Below are 18334 nucleotides of genomic sequence, written 5' to 3' on the forward strand. Positions count from 1 at the left end.
CTTGCCCCTCAGACCTCGCCAGATGAAGCAGTCGTCAGCAGCGAGTCGACGCCGTGCCGGCGGTCGCCCAGGATCCGTTCGCAGACCGCCGCCTCGTTCGCCGCGCTGAAGACGTCCGCGACATCGTCGGCCACGCCCGCGCGGCGGCGGGCCACCGCCTCGTCCGCGTCGGCGTTCACCAGGTCGGCGTTGATCGCGGCGGCCGCCGTCACCCCGCCGGCCTGCGCCACGGGGATGCCGGCCATCAGGTCGGTGACGTTGCCGGCCGCCCACACGCCGGGGACGTCCGTCGCGCCGTTCGGGTCGGACGGTACGTACGTGCCCACTCCCATGGGGTGCTCCGCGACGCCGATCCCCAGGCCCGACAGGATCTCGCCGCGGGCGACGCACTTCGGCGCCACGGCCAGCGACCGCACGGGGATGCGCGGGCCGGCGGCCAGTCGCACACCGGTCAGCGCGTCGTCCGTGACCTCCAGACCGGCCACCTCCCCCGCCACGACGGCGATGCCGAGGGCGGCCAGCCGCTCCCACTGCTCCTCTTCGGGCTCGGGACCGGTGTGCAGGAAGAGCGTGATCTTCCGCGACCACTGGTGGAACAGCAGCGCCTGGTGGACCGCGGCGGCGCTCGTGCCCAGCACTCCGATCGGGGTGTCGCGCACCTCCCAGCCGTGGCAGTACGGGCAGTGCAGCACGTCCCGCCCCCACCGCTCGCGCAGCCCCGGAACCGCCGGCAGCTCGTCCGCCAGCCCCGTGGTCACCAGCAGGCGGCGCGCGCCGTAGACCTCCCCGCCCTCCGTCTCGACGGTGAAGCCCCGCTCCGTGCGGCGGGTGGCCGTCGCGCGCGCGGACAGCATCTTCCCTCCGTAGCGCGTCACTTCGTCCCGTCCGGCGCGCAGCAGCTCCAGCGGGGCCGCTCCGTCGCGCGACAGCAGGCCGTGGGCCGCGGCGGCGGGGGCGTTGCGGGGCTCGCCCGCGTCCACGACCAGGACGGACCGCCGGGCGCGCGCCAGGGTCAGCGCGCCCGAGAGGCCCGCCGCGCCTCCGCCGAGGACGATCACATCGAATGCACCGGAAACTCGTTCATCGCTCATGCGGCACACGGTGCGCGGCCCTCGGCCCGAGGTGCTATTTCTCTTGCCGGTCCGGCAAAACCATCCTGCCGGGGGCCGGCGCCGTACGAACGCACCGTGCCCCCGCACCCTCTTGAGGGAGGGGCGGGGGCACGGTTTTCGGCTGCGTGCGGGGGGTGTTACTTGGCCGCGGCGGCCTTCGGCTCAGGGGTGGCGTGCGGGGTGCACGTCACGTCCCGGTGGTCGGTCTTGCCGTCGACCAGGTAGGCGTCCACCTTGCTGTTGATGCAGGGGTTCAGCAGCCCGGTGACGCCGTGCGAGCCCGCGCCCTTCTCGATGATCATGCGGGAGCCCTTGAAGCGCTTGTGCAGCTCGACGGCGCCCGCGAACGGTGTCGCGGCGTCCTGGGTGCTCTGCACGATGAGCACCGGCGGCAGGCCCTTGTGGGACTTGACGTTCAACGGGGTCTGCTGCGGACCGCCCCAGGTGGCGCAGGGCAGGTTCATCCACGCGTTGGCCCAGGTCATGAAGGGAGCCTTCTTGTCGACCCGGGTGTTGTCGCGGTTCCACTTGTTCCAGCTCGTCGGCCACTTGGCGTCGGCGCACTCGACGGCCGTGTAGACGGCGTTGCTGTTCTCCGCCGCGATGTTGCCGGCGGTGTCGGACATGTCGGGTCCGGCGGCGGCGATGAGCGGCTTCGCGTCGCCCGCGCGGTACTTGCTCCACGCGTCGGCGACGGGGATCCAGTACGAGTCGTAGTACGGGGCCTTCTGGAAGTAGCCGATGAGCTCGGCCGGGCCGAGGACCCCGCCGATCGGGTTCTTCTTGGCGGTGGCCCGCAGCTTCTCCCACTGGCGCTGGACCTTCGCCGGGGTGTCGCCGATGTGGTAGACGGAGTCGTGCTTGGCGACCCAGTTCTTCCAGTCGCCGAAGCGGCTCTCGAAGGCCACGTCCTGTTCCAGGTTGGCCTGGTACCAGATGTTGGACTGCGCCGGGTTGACGACGCTGTCCACGATCATGCGGCGGACGTGGTCCGGGAAGAGCGTGCCGTAGACGGCCCCGAGGTACGTGCCGTAGGAGACGCCCAGGTAGTTGAGCTTCTTCTCACCGAGGGCGGCGCGGATCACGTCCAGGTCGCGGGCGGTGTTCGGCGTCGTCATGTACGGGAGCATCGCGCCGCTGCGCTCCTTGCAGCCGTCCGCGTACTCCTTGGCGAGCTTGCGCTGCGCGCGCTTGTCGGCCTCGCTGTCGGGGACCGGGTCGGCCTTGGGCGCCTTGACGAACTCCTGCGGGTCGACGCAGGAGATCGCGGCGGAGTGGCCGACGCCGCGCGGGTCGAAGCCGATGAAGTCATACGCCTTGGAGGTCTTCGTCCAGAGCGGGTTCTTCTTCGTGACCCGGGTGGGGAACTGCATGCCGGAGCCGCCGGGGCCGCCGGGGTTGTAGACGAGGGAGCCCTGGCGCTCGCTCTTGTCGCCGGTGGCCCGGGCGCGGTCCACGGCTATCTTGATGGTGCGCCCGTGCGGCTTGGCGTAGTCGACGGGGACCGTCACATAGCCGCACTGGACGGGGGCCGCCAGGCCCCAGGAGGCGGGGCAGTCCTGCCACTTGACGCCGGACTTCGCCGCCGCGGCCGCGGCGACCCGCACGCCGTACGCCTCGCGGGCGCCGTTGTGCGAGCGCTCGCCGGCGGCGGCCGTCGGCGCGGCCATGAATCCGGCTATCAGCGCGCCGGTCACCACGGTGCCGGTCGCACCGAGTATTGCTGTACGTCTCACGAAGGAACTCCCCCTGCTGGGTGCGCCGCCTCCGGGGACGGCGATGATCACGGAGCTGCGAGGGAATACTTTCGCTTCTGTCACCCATATGGACAGATCGCACAGGTGTTTCTTTACCAATCCATAAGATTCGCCGCCGCATCCAGGTAACGGCGCAGGCACAGAGCGTCGGGAGCGACGGCTGTGACCAGAGCGGCGGGGCCCGCCAAGGGGGTCAGTACGGCCGTTTCGCCCAGGAGTGTCCGCTCCACGGGCCGTTCCTCGAAGGCCGGGTCCACGACGATCAGCTGGCCGACCGCCCGGTGGCCGCCGAGGACCGCGCCGCCCTCCCAGCCGGGCGCCCCCGGCCCGTACGCCAGTTCCTGGTCGAAGAGCGGGCGGCCCGCGCGGCGCACGGTCAGCCGGGTGACGAGCCGCCCGGTGTGCTCGCCGGCCCGGCCGAGCACCTGCTCCTCGCGGAAGACCAGGCGGGCGCCGGCGGCCAGATCGACGCGGGTCGTCATGCGCAGATCGCTGCCGCCCGCGGAGATCAGCGGCTCGGGGAGCCAGCGCAGTACGGCGTCCTCCCCCACGTCGAGCCGGGTGTCGTACGTGGCGGGGGCGCCCGTGCGGCCGGGCAGCGCGATGGTGGCCGCCGTGGTGGTGAAGCGCAGCGCTGCCCGGTCGGCGACGGTGGCCGAGAGCGCGAGCGCGTCGCCGCCGAGCGGCGCGCTCATCGCTCCCACCAGGCAGGCACGGGCCTCGCGGCCCGCCGAGCGCAGCCGGCGGAGGGCGAAGGGGCCTTCGCCCTCCAGCACCGGCAGGCCGGTGGAGCCGCGTCCGTCGGGGACGGCGACGACCCGCGCCGCGGCCCGCACTCCGTATCCGGTGGCGAGGACCGCCGGGCGCGGGGCGGTCCGTACAGTCATGGCGCTCACGCCGCCGCGGTCTCCTCGGTCCAGCCCGCGAGACGCTCGCGCACCCAGTCGGAGACCGGCTTGACGCCGCCCTCGCCCTTGATGGAGGTGAAGACGACGGGGAGCTCGCCGCGCTGCGCCTCGGCGTCGCGCGCCATGCCCTCCAGGTCGACGCCGACGTACGGGGCGAGGTCGGTCTTGTTGACGACGAGGAGGTCGGCGGTGGTGACGCCGGGGCCGCCCTTGCGCGGGATGTCGTCGCCGCCCGCGACGTCGATGACGAAGATCTGGAAGTCGACCAGGCCGCGGGAGAAGGTGGCGGTGAGGTTGTCGCCGCCGGACTCCACCATGACGAGGTCGAGCGGCCCGACCTGATCCTCCAAGTCCTCGACCGCCTCCAGGTTGGCGGAGATGTCGTCGCGGATGGCGGTGTGCGGGCAGGCGCCGGTCTCCACCGCGCTGATCCGCTCGGGCGGCAGCACGGCCTCGCGGAGCAGGAACTCGGCGTCCTCGCGGGTGTAGATGTCGTTGGTGACGACGGCGATGGAGAGTTCGTCGCGCAGCGCCCGGCACAGCGCGGCGACGGTGGCGGTCTTGCCGGTGCCGACCGGGCCGCCCAGGCCGATGCGGAGCGCGCGCCGGCTGCCGTCGGGGCGGTGTGCGTCGGCGCTGTGGGTGTGGCGCTCGGGGAAGTCGTTGCCGTGGTCGAGGTGCATGTCGCTCCTGGTGCTCTGGTCGGTGTTCAGGTGCTGCGGCGAACGGTGCCGCCGGTCATGAGGCGAAGAGGCGTACGGGCCAGGTCGCGTGCTGTTCGGCGGTGATGTCGAGCAGCGGCGCGGACGGCGCGGGCAGCGTGTCCGTACCGTCCCGTACGGCCCGTGCCGCCGCTTCCGCCGCCGCCCCGGCGACCTGGTCGAGGTCGGCGGCGAGGTGCGCGAGCACGGCGGTGGCGTCGAAGGGGTCGAGGCTCAGCAGCCGCACGGTGGCGGTCGCCGGGCCGCTCACCGCCTCGTAGGCGCTCGCGTACGCCGCGTCGAGCGGGGTGAGCCCGGCCGCGCGGGCCGCGAGGCCGAGCACGATGGGCTGGTGGGCGCCGCGCGGCCGGGCCGCCGCGAGGGCGTCCAGCTCGGGCGAGGGCCAGGCGGCCCGCGCGGCGCGCATCATCTGCCGGCCCAGGCGGCGGGCGGCGGCCCGGAGCGCGGGCGCCGGGGTACGGGCGTCCGCCGCCTCGTCGAGGTCGAGGGCGTCGAGACCCGCCGCGGCCGCGGCGGCGAGCGCCGCCGACGTGAGCCCGGCGGTGTGCAGCCTGCCCCGGCAGAACCCCTCCAGGGTCGCGGCGTCCCGGATCCGGCCCGCCTTGACGGCCGGTTCGGCGCCGCCGGAGTGGGCGTGCCCGCCGGCCGGGAAGCGGCCGTCGGCGAGGACGAGCAGGGCGCCTCGGGTTCCCGTCGGGCGGGCGGCGCGGTTGTCGGAGGTCTCCGGAGGCCGTACCCGTACTCCCCCGGCGCCCGCCGCGCCCTGGGCGGGGCGGGTCGGGCGGCCGGTGAGCGGCACGGTGGCGACCGGGGCCGTAGAAACGTCGGCGGCCATATCAGAAGAGGAAGTAGCGCTGGGCCATGGGCAGTTCGGCGGCCGGCGCCGGCTCCACCGGGTCGCCGTCGATGGTGACCGTGAAGGTGTCCGGGTCGACCACGACGTGCGGCCGGGCGTCGTTGTTGCGCATGTCGGCCTTGGAGACGCCGCGGGTGGAGCGGATCGGGACGAACCGTTTGTCGAGGCCGAGCCGTTCCGGGAGCCCGTCGTCCATCGCCGCCTGCGTGACGAAGTTGATGGAACTCGCCGCCGGGGCCCGGCCGACCGCGCCGAACATGGGGCGCGGCAGGATCGGCTGCGGGGTGGGGATGGAGGCGTTGGCGTCGCCGAGCTGCGCGTACGCGATCTGCCCGCCCTTGATGACGAGCTGCGGGCGGATTCCGAAGAAGACCGGGTCCCACAGCACGAGGTCGGCGAGCTTGCCGGTCTCCACGGAGCCGATCTCGTGGTCGAGGCCCTGGGCGGCGGCCGGGTTGATCGTGTACTTGGCCACGTACCGCCGCGCGCGGTGGTTGTCGGCGCGGCCGTCGCCGGGCAGGGCGCCGCGGCGCTTCTTCATGACGTGCGCGGTCTGCCAGGTGCGCAGCACGACCTCGCCGATGCGGCCCATGGCCTGGGCGTCGGAGGAGAGGATCGAGATCGCGCCGAGGTCGTGCAGGAAGTCCTCGGCGGCGATGGTGCTGGGCCGGATGCGGGACTCGGCGAAGGCGAGGTCCTCGGGGACGGCCGGGTTGAGGTGGTGGCAGACCATCAGCATGTCGAGGTGTTCCTCGACTGTGTTGACGGTGTGCGGCCGGGTGGGGTTGGTGGAGCTGGGCAGCACATTGGACTCGGACACCACGGTGATGATGTCCGGCGCGTGCCCGCCGCCCGCGCCCTCCGTGTGGTACGCGTGGATGGAGCGCCCGCCGATGGCGGCGAGGGTGTCGCCGACGAAACCGGCCTCGTTGAGGGTGTCCGTGTGGATGGCGAGCTGGGCGCCGCTCTCCTCGCAGACGTTGAGGCAGGCGTCGATGACGGCGGGGGTCGCGCCCCAGTCCTCGTGGACCTTGAACCCGACGGCGCCCGCGCGCAGCTGGTCGCGCATCGAGTCGTACGACATCGTGTTGCCCTTGCCGAGCAGCCCGATGTTGATCGGCGACGACTCCAGCGCCTCGAACATCCGGGCCAGGTGCCAGGAGCCGGGGGTGATGGTGGTGGCCTTGCTGCCCTCGGCGGGGCCGGTGCCGCCGCCGACCAGCGTGGTGATGCCGGAGGCGAGGGCCTCGTCCACGGCCTGCGGGCAGATGAAGTGGACGTGGGTGTCGATGGCTCCGGCGGTGAGGATCTTCCCGTTGCCGGCGATGATCTCGGTCTCGGGGCCGATGACGAGATCCGGGTGGACGCCGTCCATGGTGTCGGGGTTGCCGGCCTTGCCGATGCCGATGATCCGGCCGTCGCGCAGGCCGACGTCGGCCTTGACGATGCCCCAGTGGTCGAGGATGACGGCGCCGGTGATCACGGTGTCGGGGGCGCCCTCCGCGCGGGTGGCGCGGGACTGGCCCATCGACTCGCGGATCACCTTGCCGCCGCCGAAGACCGCTTCGTCGCCGGAGTGTCCGGGGCCGCCGGAGCGGTCCTCCTCGATCTCCACGACGAGGTCCGTGTCGGCGAGCCGGATGCGGTCGCCCGCGGTCGGCCCGAAGAGGTCGGCGTAGGCGGGGCGGGTGAGCTCAGACATCGAGGGGTCCTCCGGTCTCGCCGCGCAGGCCCTCGACGATGCGCTTGCCCGCGATGGGCACGAGGTCGACCTCGACGGGGATGCCGGGTTCGAATCGGACGGCGGTGCCGGCGGCGATGTCGAGCCGCTTGCCGTACGCGGCCTTGCGGTCGAAGTCGAGACCGGGGTTGGCCTCGGCGAAGTGGTAATGGGAGCCGACCTGCACGGGCCGGTCGGCGGCGTTCAGCACGGTGAGGCTGATGTGCGGGAGGCCCTCGTTGAAACGTACGGGCTCGTCGGCGAAGAGGATCTCTCCGGGGATCATGCGGTCCGCTCCCCCTGCCAGGCGATGGGCTCGTGCACGGTGACGAGCTTGGTGCCGTCCGGGAAGGTGGCCTCGACCTGCACGTCGTGGATCATCTCGGGGATGCCGTCCATGACCTCGTCGCGGGAGAGCACCTTGCGTCCGGAGGCCATCAGCTCGGCGACGCTGTGGCCGTCGCGGGCGCCTTCGAGGATGTGCGCGGTGATGAGCGCGACGGCCTCGGGGTAGTTGAGCCGCAGCCCGCGGCTCCTGCGCCGCTCGGCGACGTCGGCCGCCACGTGGATGAGCAGTCGTTCTTGTTCATGCGGGGAAAGTTGCACGCGTCCCACCTCACTGTCGTTCCTTCCTCCGCTCACAATTGGGCAGGAGGAACCAGCGTTCCGGCCGGTAGGCGAGTGGTGCGTGGACCGCGTCGTCCGACTGAACGCAGATGGACCATATCGGTCACGAATCCGGACTTGACCTGCGGTTCTCCGTCTCGCGGCCTGTATTGCACGTTAATACTCAACCTTTTCCACCGCGTTAACTGACGCTTTGCGCATCCATAGCCAAAGCTGTAGGAGGAGCGGTGACATCGATGTCTTCGACGTGCGCACCCGGACGAGACCGCAGGTGGGACGCTCAGGAGCGGGGAGGACGCGCCCCGGGTCCGGGCGCGGTCGCGGCGAGCGCCTTCTGGCAGATCCGAGCGTCTTCGGGCAGCGACGGGCGGGTCACGGAGAGGATCGCCTTGATCGTTCCCCACTCCTTTCCCACGCCTCTCCCACTCCCCCGGCCGGGGCATCGCAGGACCGACCACCGCGAGTCGCTCACCTGAGAGGCGAGTTCGACGAATGCGTTCCCGCGCATCTCGCCGATATCGCCGAAAGAATCCCGGATTCCGAGCATGTAACGCAGCCCGGCGCAGCCCATATGGGATATCTGGAGCAGGAGCCCCACCGCGGTGCGTACGTCTCCCTCATCCAGGGCTACATGGCGCGCGTCGAATCACGCACGTGCCCGAACGAAACCGCCGAGCAGGCGGCCCCGCCAGCCGCCTGGCCCCGGCCTCGGGCTTCATGGGGCGGGCTGCCCAAGTCGGCGATCACCGTCGTACGGCCGACAGTGGCCTTCGCACTGGACAGCTCCCATGCCCTGCCGTCGTTGCGGTTTCCGACCGAGAACGGCCGTCAGGGCTCCGGAATGAAGGTGGGATCGATGCTCATCGCAGCGACTCCCTCTCGCACGGAGCGGTCGAACTGCTTGATCGCCGACGCCAAGGCGCCCCAGGTGACAGGAGAGGTCCACATGTCCGGCGTGAGGATGGAGCCGACCCGCCAGCCGTCAGCGGAATTCACAATGCGGATCAGCCCCTCCTCCGCCTGCATCGAGTCGAGCTCGAAGTCCTCATGGCCGCCAGCCGACCTCTGAAGCCAGAGCGCAAGGTGGTACGCCAACTCGGCTACGGGGAACGCCTCTTCGGACCACACCATCCGCCCCTGTTCCCAGACGGAGAGCTCTGCCTCGATGTCGAGGAGGAGCACCGCCAGAGGAGCCTCTTGCGGGGTGAGCCCCCGCTGCGGCAGATCCGACAGTCCGAAGTTCCGGCAGACGAACCGCACTGCCCCGCCTCCATGTGATCCGAGGCCCCGACACGCCCAGGCCGCCCAAATGCGGAGAATCTTACCAAGTCATGCCAGATGCCCCAACTGACCCCCGATTACCGGAGCACCCTTGGACGACGGGGATATGGCTGCCAGCAGCAAGCAGCGCCGATGGCGCCGCGTTACTTGTCGCGGTCCGTGGAGTCGGAAGGAGGACCGTCTACCCCGAAGTCCCGGCACGCGTCGAGTACGCCGCGCGTCTGGTCGATGCCGCAGGCGCACCGCAGTACGTCGTCGGCGGCTACTCGTCGCTGCGCACCGCACCCGGAGCGCGCCGCTTCGTCACCGACCTCGGCCACATCCCCGCAGAACTCCACGACGAGACCCTCGCCGGAGCGGCATTCGTGATCGAGGGCCTCCAGCTGCGCCCCCACCTCGCCCGCCACCATCCGCAGCAACGCGTCAGCCGCTGACCACCGCTCGCCCGGACCGACCCGCGCCGAAAGCGGTTCGCCCCGCCCCCGAACTGGCAGAGGCGGGGCGCGTCTCCCCGTACATCTGGTTCGACGTGGCGTGGGCACCGGAGTCCCGCTGGGTCACGCCTCCTTCCGTGCTGCCGTGTTGCCGCGCCGCGGCAGCCAGGCGGCGCTCGTCTTGTCACCGGCCAGCCCGCCGATCGCGCCCTTGAGGACGGACAGGGCGGCGGGCAGGGCCGCGACCGCCGCGGCTTTGATGGCGGAGAGGCTGGTGAGGTCGAAGCCGTCGGCGAGGAGCAGGCCGAGGAGCGTCGTCACGTAGGCGGCGACGGTGCGCTCGGCGATGTCGATGAGCAGTCGGGGCATGGGGGTCTCACTTCCAGTAGAGCCCGCGGGCGCGGGCGGTGTGCAGCAGGGCGTGGGTGGTGTCGTCCAGGGCGTCCGGGCCGTAGCTGGCTTCGAAGCGGACCGTCTCGCCCTTGCTGATGGAGCCGGTGTGGGTGAAGTCGACGAACGACAGGCCGGGCGTGGCGAGCCGCTCGATGATCGGGCCGTCCCAGCGGGAGCCGTCCTTGCGGTAGTGGTAGAAACGGCCTTGGACGGTGGCGCCGGCGGGCGCTTCGAGGGTCAGGTACACGGTGGCCGTGTACGAACCGGCGCCGGCTATGAGGTCGGTGCGGTTGATGCTCAGGGTCTTCCAGGCGTTGGGGACCAGCTCCTGGCCCTGGTTGCTGATCTCGCCCAGGGTGTACGGCACTTCTTCCTCCTGCGGTGTGGTGGTGGCCGTTTCCTACGGGGTGGCGGGGGCCGTTCCGTCGGCGCGGGCGAGGATCGCGGCCATCGGCAGCAGGCCGGGGTCGCCGTGGTCGTTCTCCGGTACGTGCTGGTGGCCGCAGTGCCCGTGGAAGGCGTTCCACTTCGCGGCCCCCATGCGCACGCCGTTGGCTCCGTACGAACCGGGGTACGCCTTGAACGCGACGTCGCCGGCCAGCGGCACCCCGTGCTCGTCGTGGGCCCACTTCGCGAAGGCGGCGAGGTCGCGTAAGGCCCAGTCGGGCAGCTCGGGGGTGTAGAGGTGGCGCACGGTCCACTTCGTGTGGGCGGCCGGGTCGCAGGTGCCGACGATCTCGACCTGGCAGACGTTGAGGGTGTTGGTCTGGACGCCGCCCGGTTTGTTGACGAGCGCTCGCGACGAGATGTCGAAGTCGAAGTGCTGGTGCCAGTTCAGCCGCTGCGCGTCGAAGTCGGGGAGAGCGGTGAAGTTGGGCGCCGCCGAGCCGCCGGCGTAGTCCGGCAGGCCGGTGCCTTCGGTGGAGTGCCAGACGATGGTGTTGACCTCCATGGGGTCGCCGCCCCATCTGGACTGCCACCACTGAGCGGTGGACGCCCCCGGATACTTCTGTGGTCCTGCCGGCATGAGGGCCCCTTCGCTGTCGCTGGATGCGGGCATGGCTGTGACGCGGGTGGCGCCGGCGGAGGCCGGCGCGGACGCGAGGATGGGTGCGGGTCTGGGGGACCGGGGCCGTGCGGAGCCGGCTGGTCATGCCCGCATCACTGTCATACCCGCCTTGAGGGCCGCTCCACCGTCCGGCCGCTGGTCAGGTGGCGGGCGGATCGCGGGCCGGGGAGCGCGGACCCCCGCGGGAGCGAGCCTGCGGCGGTCGTCGGGGCACGGGCCCGTGTCGTGCGTATGTCCCGGATGGGACTGTCGGTATGAGGGGTGTGGGGGGCCTGGGAAGGGCCTGGGTCGCGGAGGCCGGTGTCGACGGCGGCCCGCGTCCGTTCACCGGAACACGTTGTTCTTTAATCGCCCTTGATCGCCCTTGACGGATCGCGGCGAACACTAAATCCTCATGTCCGCATCAATTGCTCCGCACCACCCCCCACTTCAGATACGGAGCCCTCTGTGTTCACTTCAGTCACTTCGTCACCCCTGCGCCGTGCCGCGCTCGCCGCCGGCACCTGCACCGCGCTCGCCGCCGCCCTGCTCGGCTCGGCCGCCGGAGCCCAGGCATCGCCCCCCGCCCCCGCTCACACCCCCCTGGCCGCGCCCGACATCGACGGCGCGGCCGTCAAGGCCGACCTCGGCGAGCTGCAGAAGATAGCCGACGCCAACGGCGGCACCCGGGCCCACGGCACCGCCGGCTACAAGGCATCGGTGGACTTCATCAAGGCCAAGCTGGACGCCGCCGGGTTCACCACCAAGCTCCAGGAGTTCACCAGCGGCGGCGCCAAGGGCTACAACGTCATCGCGGACTGGCCGGGCGGCGACTCCGGCAAGGTCGTCATGGCGGGCGCGCACCTGGACTCGGTCGACGCCGGACCGGGCATCAACGACAACGGGTCCGGCTCGGCCGGGATACTCGAAGTCGCGCTCGCCGTCGCCAAGGCGGACCTCAAGCCCGCCAAGCATCTGCGGTTCGCGTGGTGGGGCGACGAGGAGGCCGGCATGGTCGGCTCCTCGCACTACGTCGACGCCCTCGGCTCGGACGGCCTGTCGAAGATCGACGGCTATCTCAACTTCGACATGATCGGCTCGCCCAACCCCGGCTACTTCGTGTACGACGACGACTCGCGGCTGGAGAAGGTCTTCACCGACTGGTTCGCGGCCAAGAAGATCGCGACGGAGCCGGAGACGGAGGGCGACGGCCGTTCCGACCACGCCCCGTTCAAGGACCGGGGCGTGAAGGTCGGCGGACTGTACTCCGGCGGCGAGCGGACCAAGACGGAGAAGCAGGCCGCCCAGTGGGGCGGCACCGCGGGCGAGGAGTTCGACGCCTGCTACCACCGCTCCTGCGACACCCTGAAGAACGTCGACGACAAGGCGCTCGACACCAACTCGGACGCGATCGCGAACGCCGTGTGGGAGCTCAGTTCCTGACGCTCCCTCAGCGCGCCGTCACCTCTCGCGGCCCGGACGCCGGTCACCGGTGTCCGGGCCGCGGTGCTCTGCCGCGATGCCGAAGCGCTGCCGTTCGCCGGGAGCGGACGCCGAGGGGCGCATCACCGACACCGTGCTGATCACCTCTTCCTCCGCCACTGTCTCCTCCTGCTCAAGTCGTTGCAGGTCAGCGGCGGATACCAGGGCGACCAGGGGTTTGCCGTGGCGGGTCACGACGACGCGTTCGCCGCCGTAGACGACTCGGTTGATCAGTTCCGCGAGCTCTGCACGGGCTTGCGTCACCGGAATCTCGTAGGCCATGCTCCCATCATAACGGGACGTACATCCTGCACATTTTTTACAGAGGTGTCACACGGCCCGTCGGCGCGCGGAAGCGCAGACGAAAGGTGCAGCGATGACCGGACCCACCGCCCGCTACGTCCTCCCCGAGCTGACCGAACGCACCAGCTCCGGGACCCGGACCATGGATCCGTACTCCAAGCTGCTGTCCGAGCGGATCGTCTTCCTGGGCACCCAGATCGACGACGCCTCGGCCAACGATGTGATCGCGCAGTTCATGTACCTCGAACACGCCGCGCCCGACCAGGACATCTCGCTCTACATCAACTCCCCCGGCGGCTCGTTCTCCGCCATGACCTCCATCTACGACACGATGCGCTACGTGTCGTGCGACATCGAGACGGGCTGCCTGGGCCAGGCGGCGTCCAGCGCCGCCGTGCTGCTGGCCGCGGGCACCCCCGGCAAGCGGTTCGCGCTGCCGAACGCCCGCGTCCTGATCCACCAGCCGTCCTTCAGCGAGCCGGTCCAGGGACAGACCTCCGACCTCCAGATCCACGCCACGGAGCTGCTGCGTACGCGCGAGCAGCTGGAGGAGATGCTCGTACGGCACACCGGGCAGAGCGCCCGGCGCATCAGCGCGGACATCGAGCGCGACAAGATCTTCGGTGCCGCGGACGCCGTCGCGTACGGGCTGGTGGACCACCTCGTCAGCAGCCGCAAGACCGGCGCCGTTCCGCCCGACGCGGCCTCTCCCGGCGCCGCGTCGCCCGACGCCCGGTGAAGGCCGGTGCTTCCGCCGGAACTGCCGCCGCTGCCTCCGCTGACGCGCGCGGAGAGCGAGCTCGTCGACCGCTATCTGGAGGCGGTCGACCTGCTGGGCCGCATCAACCCGGCGCGCGGCGACGACACTTACCGCGCCCTGCGGGCCGCACAGGCCCTGGTCACCAAGGCCGCCGGGCTGCGCGACGCGCTGGCCCTGATGCACGAGCGCGGCGAGAGCGACCTGCACGCGCCCACGCTGGCGCGTGCGCTGCGGGTACTGGACGGGGAGCGGCGGACCGGCCGGGTCTCGATGCCGCCGGGCCCGGTGAGTTGACCCGCAGGTAGCTCAACGCTCATCCCCCGATAGGCGTATGCGGACCTCGACGGTTCGCAGTGATCGACTTGCGCTACGCGCGCGGGTGCGGGTCGGGCGGCGATACCGCACCGCTGGTGCGGGGCTGCGTACGGTGCGGGACACGGGACGAAGATTCCGCGTGTCCACCCGAACAGGTCAGTCGTGACCAGCCTCACATAAGGCGCGTTCAGCTCGGAATTCGTACCAGGGATGCGTCAAGATCCCTGAGACGACAAGCCCCCGCCTCCGCGGGGCGGTCCGGGCGGACGCCGAGTCCTGCCGCCGTACCGGGCGTCTGGTCGACAGGAGCGCATCGGCAGGAGTGGAGGACCCGAGCACGGCGGGGGCCGCCTGATCGACGAAGTGCGATGAGGCGGCCCCCTCGGGGTGAAGCCGCGGTCGCGGCCGGGCAACTTCGCCAGCCCGAACCCGACAGGTCATCCTTCACAGGCGGTTGACGAAGGGTCGCGCATGACAGCGCACACACGCCCCCGACTGCTGTCCAGGACCGGCGTCGCATCCGTACTCACTCTGGCCGCCTTCGGCGCCACGAACCTCCTGCCGAGCGGCGCCCATGAGGCCGAGGCCGCCACGGTGTCCGCCAAGGCGCTGCGCGTAGCGGCGTCGAAGAAAGGCGCCCCTTACCGCTACGGGGCGTCCGGCCCCCACCGCTTCGACTGCTCGGGCCTGACCCTCTACTCCTTCAAGCGCGCCGGCAAGCGGCTGCCGCGCACGGCGGCCTCGCAGTACAACCGCACACGCCATGTCCCGGCCTCCTCCCGCAAGGGCGGCGACCTGGTCTTCTTCCACTCCCGCGGCGGCGTCTACCACGTGGGCATCTACGCCGGGAGCGGCCGGATCTGGCACGCGCCGAAGAGCGGGACGGTGGTGCGCCTGGAGAGGATCTGGTCACGGAGCGTCAGTTACGGACGTGTGGGCTGATCAGCCGCGGCCGCCGGTGACCGAGGGTGGTTCGGGCGCGGCGGGACAGCGCCCGCCCTGCCCCTGAGCACCGGCCCCTGAGAAGCCGCATGCCGTTTCACGGTCCGGTGGTGGGACGGCCCCGCTCGCCTCGTCGCTCACCGACCTGGCGAAGGGGGTCTTCCCTCCCCTCGACGGCCGCGCCGATGCTGTGCCGCAGCCCTCGCGCCGTGACGCGGGGGCCCTTTCGCTGACGGGCTGCCCCCTGGTCTTCGCCGACGCCGGCGCCGACCGGATGCGCGCCCGGTTGCCGCCCGGCGACCTCTCCGCCCCGCTCGACCCGCCTTTTCCGAGCGCCCTGTGCGACCGTACGGGCGGGTGGTGGACAGCACCGGCCTGCTCGCGGTGGCCGAAGCGCTCCGGGGTCCGCCCCCGCTCACGCTCGCCCCGGCGCGGGACCGCGAGCACCCGCGGATCGTACGCGCACTACGCCACCGGGATGACGTACCCGTGTGGACGCGTCCCGGCGGCACCGGGCCCGGGGCGGCGGAGGCGGTAAGGGCGCGGCGCTCAGCGAACGGCCGCCGCCCGCACGGCCGTTCCCCGGGCGGGCCCGGGAACTGCGGGCGGCAAGCGGTACGTACTCGACGCCGCGGGCAGCCGCACCCCGGCGAGCCGCAGTTGCGTGACCCGGCTGTGGAAGGCGCTGCCGCGCAGCAGCTGCTCGGCGATGACGGTGACCCGGCGCTGTTCCGGTACGGCCAGTGCGCTGCCCGCGGTCCAGGAGTTGAACGCGCCCATCGCCGGGCCGCACCAGACCTGCCAGTCGTTGCGCCGCTCGCCGTCCCCGGCCACGGCCCACCGCGAGCCCATGGCCAGATACCAGCGGAAGACCATCGCCATCCGGTATTTGGGGTCCCGCTCGGCGCGCCGCAGCCACTCGGGGTGGCGTTCGCGGAGGAATTCGGCGGTGTCCTTCCAGACCTCGTCCAGCGGGCGGCGCAGGACGCGCTCCTCCACGTAGGCGCGTTCGGCGGCCGGCAGGTCCGCCAGGCCGCCGTGGTCCCGGTAGAGGCCGTACAGACGGTCGGCGTGCCCCGCGAACATCGAGCCGCGGGCCAGCACTTGCACGCGCACCCCCTGCTCGAACATGTCCGCCGCCGGGGCCATCGCGCAGTCGGCCGGACCGGCGCCGGCCAGCAGCCGCTTGACGTCGGGCGAGGTGCCCGCCTCCGTGGCGGCCTGGTTGACCGAGCCGGTGACGACGTATGCCGCGCCCATCGCGTAGGCGGCCACCACCGCTTCCGGGGTGCCGATCCCGCCGGCCGCGCCGATGCGTACCGGCGCGGCGTACGGGCGTTCGCGGGCGACGCGGTCCCGCAGCCGGATGACGGCGGGCAGCATGACGGTGAGCGGGCGGCGGTCGGTGTGACCGCCGGAGTCGGCCTCCACGGTGATGTCGTCGGCCATCGGGACCGAGCGGCCCAGCTCGGCCTGTTCCGCGGAGATCAGGCCGCGGGCCACGAGGTCCGCCGCGAGGGCTTCGGGCGCGGGGTGCAGGAACAGCTCGGCGGTCTCGGGCCGGGAGACCTTGGCGATGAGGCGGTGCTCGGCCCGTACGCCGGTGGCGCCGGGGTCGCGGCGCAGTCCGGCGAGCCGGTAGCGCACGAGATCGGGGGTCAGCTGGACGAAGGCCGACGCCTCCACGCACCGCACGGCGTGGCGCAGGCACGCGTCGACGCAGGTGCGCTCCAGGTTCGGCGCCATGGGGCTGTGGATGAGGTTGCACGCGTACGGCGCCTGGTCGCGGCCCAGCTCGCGCTCCAGGCGTGCCAGCGCCTGCCCGACGCGGTCGCCGGACAGTCCGGCCGAGCCGAAGGAGGCGAGGCAGCCGCCGCGGGCCAGCGCGATGACCAGGTCCTCGGAGGAGATGCCGCCCGCCATCGCCCCGGCCATGTAGGCGTAGCGCACCCCGTGGTGGCGACGGAACTCCGCGGAACCCAGCCGTTCGGGGGGCTGGGGCGCGGCGGCCGCGAGGGCGGTGGTGCCGCTGTCCAGGGCGGGCGCGTCGTGGGTGGCTCCCACCCGGCCGCCGCGGTCGACGATGTAGCAGGGCCGGTCGAGTGCGGCCAGTACGGTGTGGACGCCGTCCGGGTCGTACCGCACGCTGTTCGGGGTCATCGGCCGTCCTTGGTGCAGCGCTGTTCGGCGGGCCGGATCTCGACCGCGATGTTGTTCACTTCGTAGATGCGCAGGTCGTCACGCCAGACGCTGCCGTCGGCGCGGACCAGGACGCGCCCGTCGTCCCGGCGCGCCTCGCGGATGTGCACCTCGCCGCGCACCCGCTGGTGCTCGCGCAGGATCTGGCCCCGGTAGGACCAGCTCAGTTCCTCGCCCACGGCGACGGAGCAGCGTGGGTCCGGCAGGTGGTCGGCCAGGCCGGTGTACAGGGCGTAGGCGTACACGGTCTGGTAGAGCATCTGCACCCCGGCGGAGCCCGGCATCACCGGGTCCCGGAAGAAGTGCTGCTCGAAGAACCAGTCGTCGGGGCGGACCGGCTTCGTGCCCAGTAGGTATCCGCGGCCGTGGTCGCCGCCGTCCGGTACGAGGGCCACGTCCGTCAGCAGGGCGAGCCGTCCGCTGCCCAGCCGGCGGTCCTCGCGGAGGTCCAGTCGCCGGACGTCGGCGGGCGGTCGGGGGCAGCGGTCCAGCCAGGGCGGGACCCGGTCACCGCCGTCGAGGCCCTGCTGCTTGTCCAGCAGTTCCGGGGTGAGGTACCCGTGGACGGCCTCGCCGGTGTAGAAGGGCTCTCCGTCGCTGTGCAGCTCGAAGCCGTAGCGCTGTAGGACGCCGCCCGGCAGCGCGGTGTGCGAACGCAGCGTGACGTGCTGCTCGACGGTGACGGCTCCGGGAGTGATCGGACGGAGCAGGCGGCAGCGGCCTTCGAGGTTGCGGCAGCTCAGGTCCTGGTCGGGGTACTCGTCCGCGACGCCGAGGTACATGCCGAACAGGCCGGCCGGCTGCAGGGCGGTCTCCATGAGCGCCAGTTGCGGGAACGCGCCGCCGTTCTCCCGGACGTACCAGGGGTCCTGGGGCACGTCGTACTCCGTGGTCCCCCGGCTGCCGGGCCGGTACTCGCCGGGGGCGCCTTCCGCCGACACGATACGGTCCAGCATCCGCATCTCCCCGCGGGGCAGCGAGGGACGGACCAAGAGCGCCGTGTCCTGTCGGCCGGTGAGCGCGTGGGGCGGCGCGTCGTCGTCGTACTCGGCGAACACCATCGCGCGCAGTTCGTCGGAGAGCACCCAGCCTCCGTCCGCGCTGCCGCTTCCCGGGGGCTCTTCCTGTGCGGTGGGGCCGGAGCCCTCGCGGACGGCCCCGGAGTGTGCCGCGGGCCCGGCGGAGGCAGTGCGTTCGTCCGGTGGCGGGGCCGATGGCGGCGCGGCGGCCGGCGACGAGCCGGACGCGGATGCCCGTGCGAGCTGCCAGGCGATGACGGCCTGATGGGCGTCGAGCACGGCGGCGTGCGCACGCTGAACCTGCCGGGCCAGTCGTACGGCCGGCGCCGACGCCGGTGATCCAGGCGTCCCGTCGTCCTGCGGCCCGGGCCCTGCGGGCGGCGCAGCGGGGGAAGCAGCCGGTGGCGCGGCGAGGGGCACGCCCTCGAAGGCGAGTTCTTCCATGGTCGCTCCCCC

The 18334-nt window shown here is 72.1% G+C and carries 20 protein-coding genes, 1 pseudogene and 1 riboswitch; of the genes and pseudogenes, 5 read left to right on the forward strand and 16 right to left on the reverse strand.

Features of this window, described 5'->3' with window-relative positions:
* Nucleotides 1-8: 8 nt before the first annotated feature.
* The 10 genes and pseudogenes from AB0I22_RS21235 to AB0I22_RS21280 all read right to left on the reverse strand — a co-directional run bounded on the left by AB0I22_RS21235 (nt 9) and on the right by AB0I22_RS21280 (nt 8962).
* Entirely contained in the window at nt 9-1091 is a 1083-nt protein-coding gene (locus AB0I22_RS21235; RefSeq protein ID WP_363132385.1) for an NAD(P)/FAD-dependent oxidoreductase, read from the reverse strand.
* Nucleotides 1092-1249: 158 nt separating this feature from the next.
* Nucleotides 1250-2848, reverse strand: a complete 1599-nt coding sequence (locus AB0I22_RS21240) for an alpha/beta hydrolase (RefSeq protein ID WP_363132386.1) — start codon at nt 2846-2848, stop codon at nt 1250-1252.
* Between the two features lie 113 nt (nt 2849-2961).
* Entirely contained in the window at nt 2962-3756 is a 795-nt protein-coding gene (locus AB0I22_RS21245) for an urease accessory protein UreD (protein WP_363132417.1), read from the reverse strand.
* Nucleotides 3757-3761: 5 nt separating this feature from the next.
* Nucleotides 3762-4460: an urease accessory protein UreG gene (ureG, locus tag AB0I22_RS21250; RefSeq protein WP_363132387.1), complete on the reverse strand. Its 699-nt coding sequence runs from the start codon at nt 4458-4460 to the stop codon at nt 3762-3764.
* 55 nt (nt 4461-4515) lie between these two features.
* Nucleotides 4516-5334, reverse strand: coding sequence for an urease accessory UreF family protein (locus AB0I22_RS21255; protein ID WP_363132388.1), 819 nt, complete (start codon nt 5332-5334; stop codon nt 4516-4518).
* A gap of 1 nt (nt 5335) precedes the next feature.
* Complete coding sequence (locus tag AB0I22_RS21260) at nt 5336-7057, reverse strand: urease subunit alpha (protein ID WP_363132389.1); 1722 nt, start codon at nt 7055-7057, stop codon at nt 5336-5338.
* Nucleotides 7050-7361: an urease subunit beta gene (locus tag AB0I22_RS21265; RefSeq protein WP_363132390.1), complete on the reverse strand. Its 312-nt coding sequence runs from the start codon at nt 7359-7361 to the stop codon at nt 7050-7052. The genes AB0I22_RS21260 and AB0I22_RS21265 overlap by 8 nt, the downstream gene beginning before the upstream one ends.
* Nucleotides 7358-7681: an urease subunit gamma gene (locus AB0I22_RS21270; RefSeq protein ID WP_363132391.1), complete on the reverse strand. Its 324-nt coding sequence runs from the start codon at nt 7679-7681 to the stop codon at nt 7358-7360. The genes AB0I22_RS21265 and AB0I22_RS21270 overlap by 4 nt, the downstream gene beginning before the upstream one ends.
* Before the next feature lie 744 nt (nt 7682-8425).
* A pseudogene (locus AB0I22_RS21275) lies at nt 8426-8530 on the reverse strand (IS5/IS1182 family transposase); the annotation flags it as partial.
* Nucleotides 8531-8962, reverse strand: a complete 432-nt coding sequence (locus tag AB0I22_RS21280; RefSeq protein WP_363132392.1) for a hypothetical protein — start codon at nt 8960-8962, stop codon at nt 8531-8533. It lies immediately after the preceding pseudogene.
* A 71-nt stretch (nt 8963-9033) separates the two neighbouring features.
* Between AB0I22_RS21280 and AB0I22_RS21285 the strand changes: the two genes are divergently transcribed.
* Nucleotides 9034-9417, forward strand: coding sequence for a hypothetical protein (locus AB0I22_RS21285; RefSeq protein ID WP_363132393.1), 384 nt, complete (start codon nt 9034-9036; stop codon nt 9415-9417).
* Nucleotides 9418-9540: 123 nt separating this feature from the next.
* Here AB0I22_RS21285 and AB0I22_RS21290 read toward each other — a convergent pair whose 3' ends face one another.
* Genes AB0I22_RS21290 through AB0I22_RS21300 form a run of 3 tightly spaced genes read right to left on the reverse strand, consistent with a single transcriptional unit; the run spans nt 9541 to nt 10837 of the window.
* Nucleotides 9541-9786 (reverse strand): holin, encoded by a 246-nt coding sequence (locus AB0I22_RS21290; RefSeq protein WP_363132394.1) that lies wholly within the window; start codon nt 9784-9786, stop codon nt 9541-9543.
* A 7-nt stretch (nt 9787-9793) separates the two neighbouring features.
* Nucleotides 9794-10177: a hypothetical protein gene (locus AB0I22_RS21295; RefSeq protein WP_363132395.1), complete on the reverse strand. Its 384-nt coding sequence runs from the start codon at nt 10175-10177 to the stop codon at nt 9794-9796.
* A gap of 33 nt (nt 10178-10210) precedes the next feature.
* Nucleotides 10211-10837 carry a hypothetical protein gene (locus tag AB0I22_RS21300; RefSeq protein WP_363132396.1) on the reverse strand — a complete coding sequence of 209 codons (627 nt, stop codon included), beginning with the start codon at nt 10835-10837 and terminating at the stop codon, nt 10211-10213.
* A gap of 489 nt (nt 10838-11326) precedes the next feature.
* Here AB0I22_RS21300 and AB0I22_RS21305 point away from each other — a divergent pair, with 489 nt between their 5' ends.
* Entirely contained in the window at nt 11327-12301 is a 975-nt protein-coding gene (locus AB0I22_RS21305) for a M28 family metallopeptidase (protein WP_363132397.1), read from the forward strand.
* 18 nt (nt 12302-12319) lie between these two features.
* Here AB0I22_RS21305 and AB0I22_RS21310 read toward each other — a convergent pair whose 3' ends face one another.
* On the reverse strand, nt 12320-12622 hold the full coding sequence (locus AB0I22_RS21310; RefSeq protein ID WP_363132398.1) for a type II toxin-antitoxin system Phd/YefM family antitoxin: 303 nt from the start codon (nt 12620-12622) through the stop codon (nt 12320-12322).
* A gap of 94 nt (nt 12623-12716) precedes the next feature.
* On the opposite strand from AB0I22_RS21310, the gene AB0I22_RS21315 reads away from it, so the two are divergent.
* The 3 genes from AB0I22_RS21315 (at nt 12717) to AB0I22_RS21325 (ending at nt 14660) form a co-directional block, all read left to right on the forward strand.
* The gene (locus AB0I22_RS21315) at nt 12717-13382 is read left to right on the forward strand and encodes an ATP-dependent Clp protease proteolytic subunit (protein WP_363132399.1); all 666 of its coding nucleotides are present in this window, start codon (nt 12717-12719) and stop codon (nt 13380-13382) included.
* Between the two features lie 6 nt (nt 13383-13388).
* Nucleotides 13389-13697, forward strand: a complete 309-nt coding sequence (locus AB0I22_RS21320) for a hypothetical protein (RefSeq protein WP_363132400.1) — start codon at nt 13389-13391, stop codon at nt 13695-13697.
* A gap of 278 nt (nt 13698-13975) precedes the next feature.
* Nucleotides 13976-14186, forward strand: a riboswitch (cyclic di-AMP (ydaO/yuaA leader).
* A 3-nt stretch (nt 14187-14189) separates the two neighbouring features.
* On the forward strand, nt 14190-14660 hold the full coding sequence (locus AB0I22_RS21325) for a C40 family peptidase (protein WP_363132401.1): 471 nt from the start codon (nt 14190-14192) through the stop codon (nt 14658-14660).
* 549 nt (nt 14661-15209) lie between these two features.
* Here AB0I22_RS21325 and AB0I22_RS21330 read toward each other — a convergent pair.
* Together AB0I22_RS21330 and AB0I22_RS21335 are read right to left on the reverse strand one after the other, a co-directional pair.
* Complete coding sequence (locus AB0I22_RS21330) at nt 15210-16820, reverse strand: PfaD family polyunsaturated fatty acid/polyketide biosynthesis protein (protein ID WP_363132402.1); 1611 nt, start codon at nt 16818-16820, stop codon at nt 15210-15212.
* Nucleotides 16817-18322 (reverse strand): hypothetical protein, encoded by a 1506-nt coding sequence (locus AB0I22_RS21335; RefSeq protein WP_363132403.1) that lies wholly within the window; start codon nt 18320-18322, stop codon nt 16817-16819. The genes AB0I22_RS21330 and AB0I22_RS21335 overlap by 4 nt, the downstream gene beginning before the upstream one ends.
* Between the last annotated feature and the right edge of the window lie 12 nt (nt 18323-18334).

Source organism: Streptomyces sp. NPDC050610 (assembly GCF_040654875.1).
Lineage (GTDB): Bacteria > Actinomycetota > Actinomycetes > Streptomycetales > Streptomycetaceae > Streptomyces.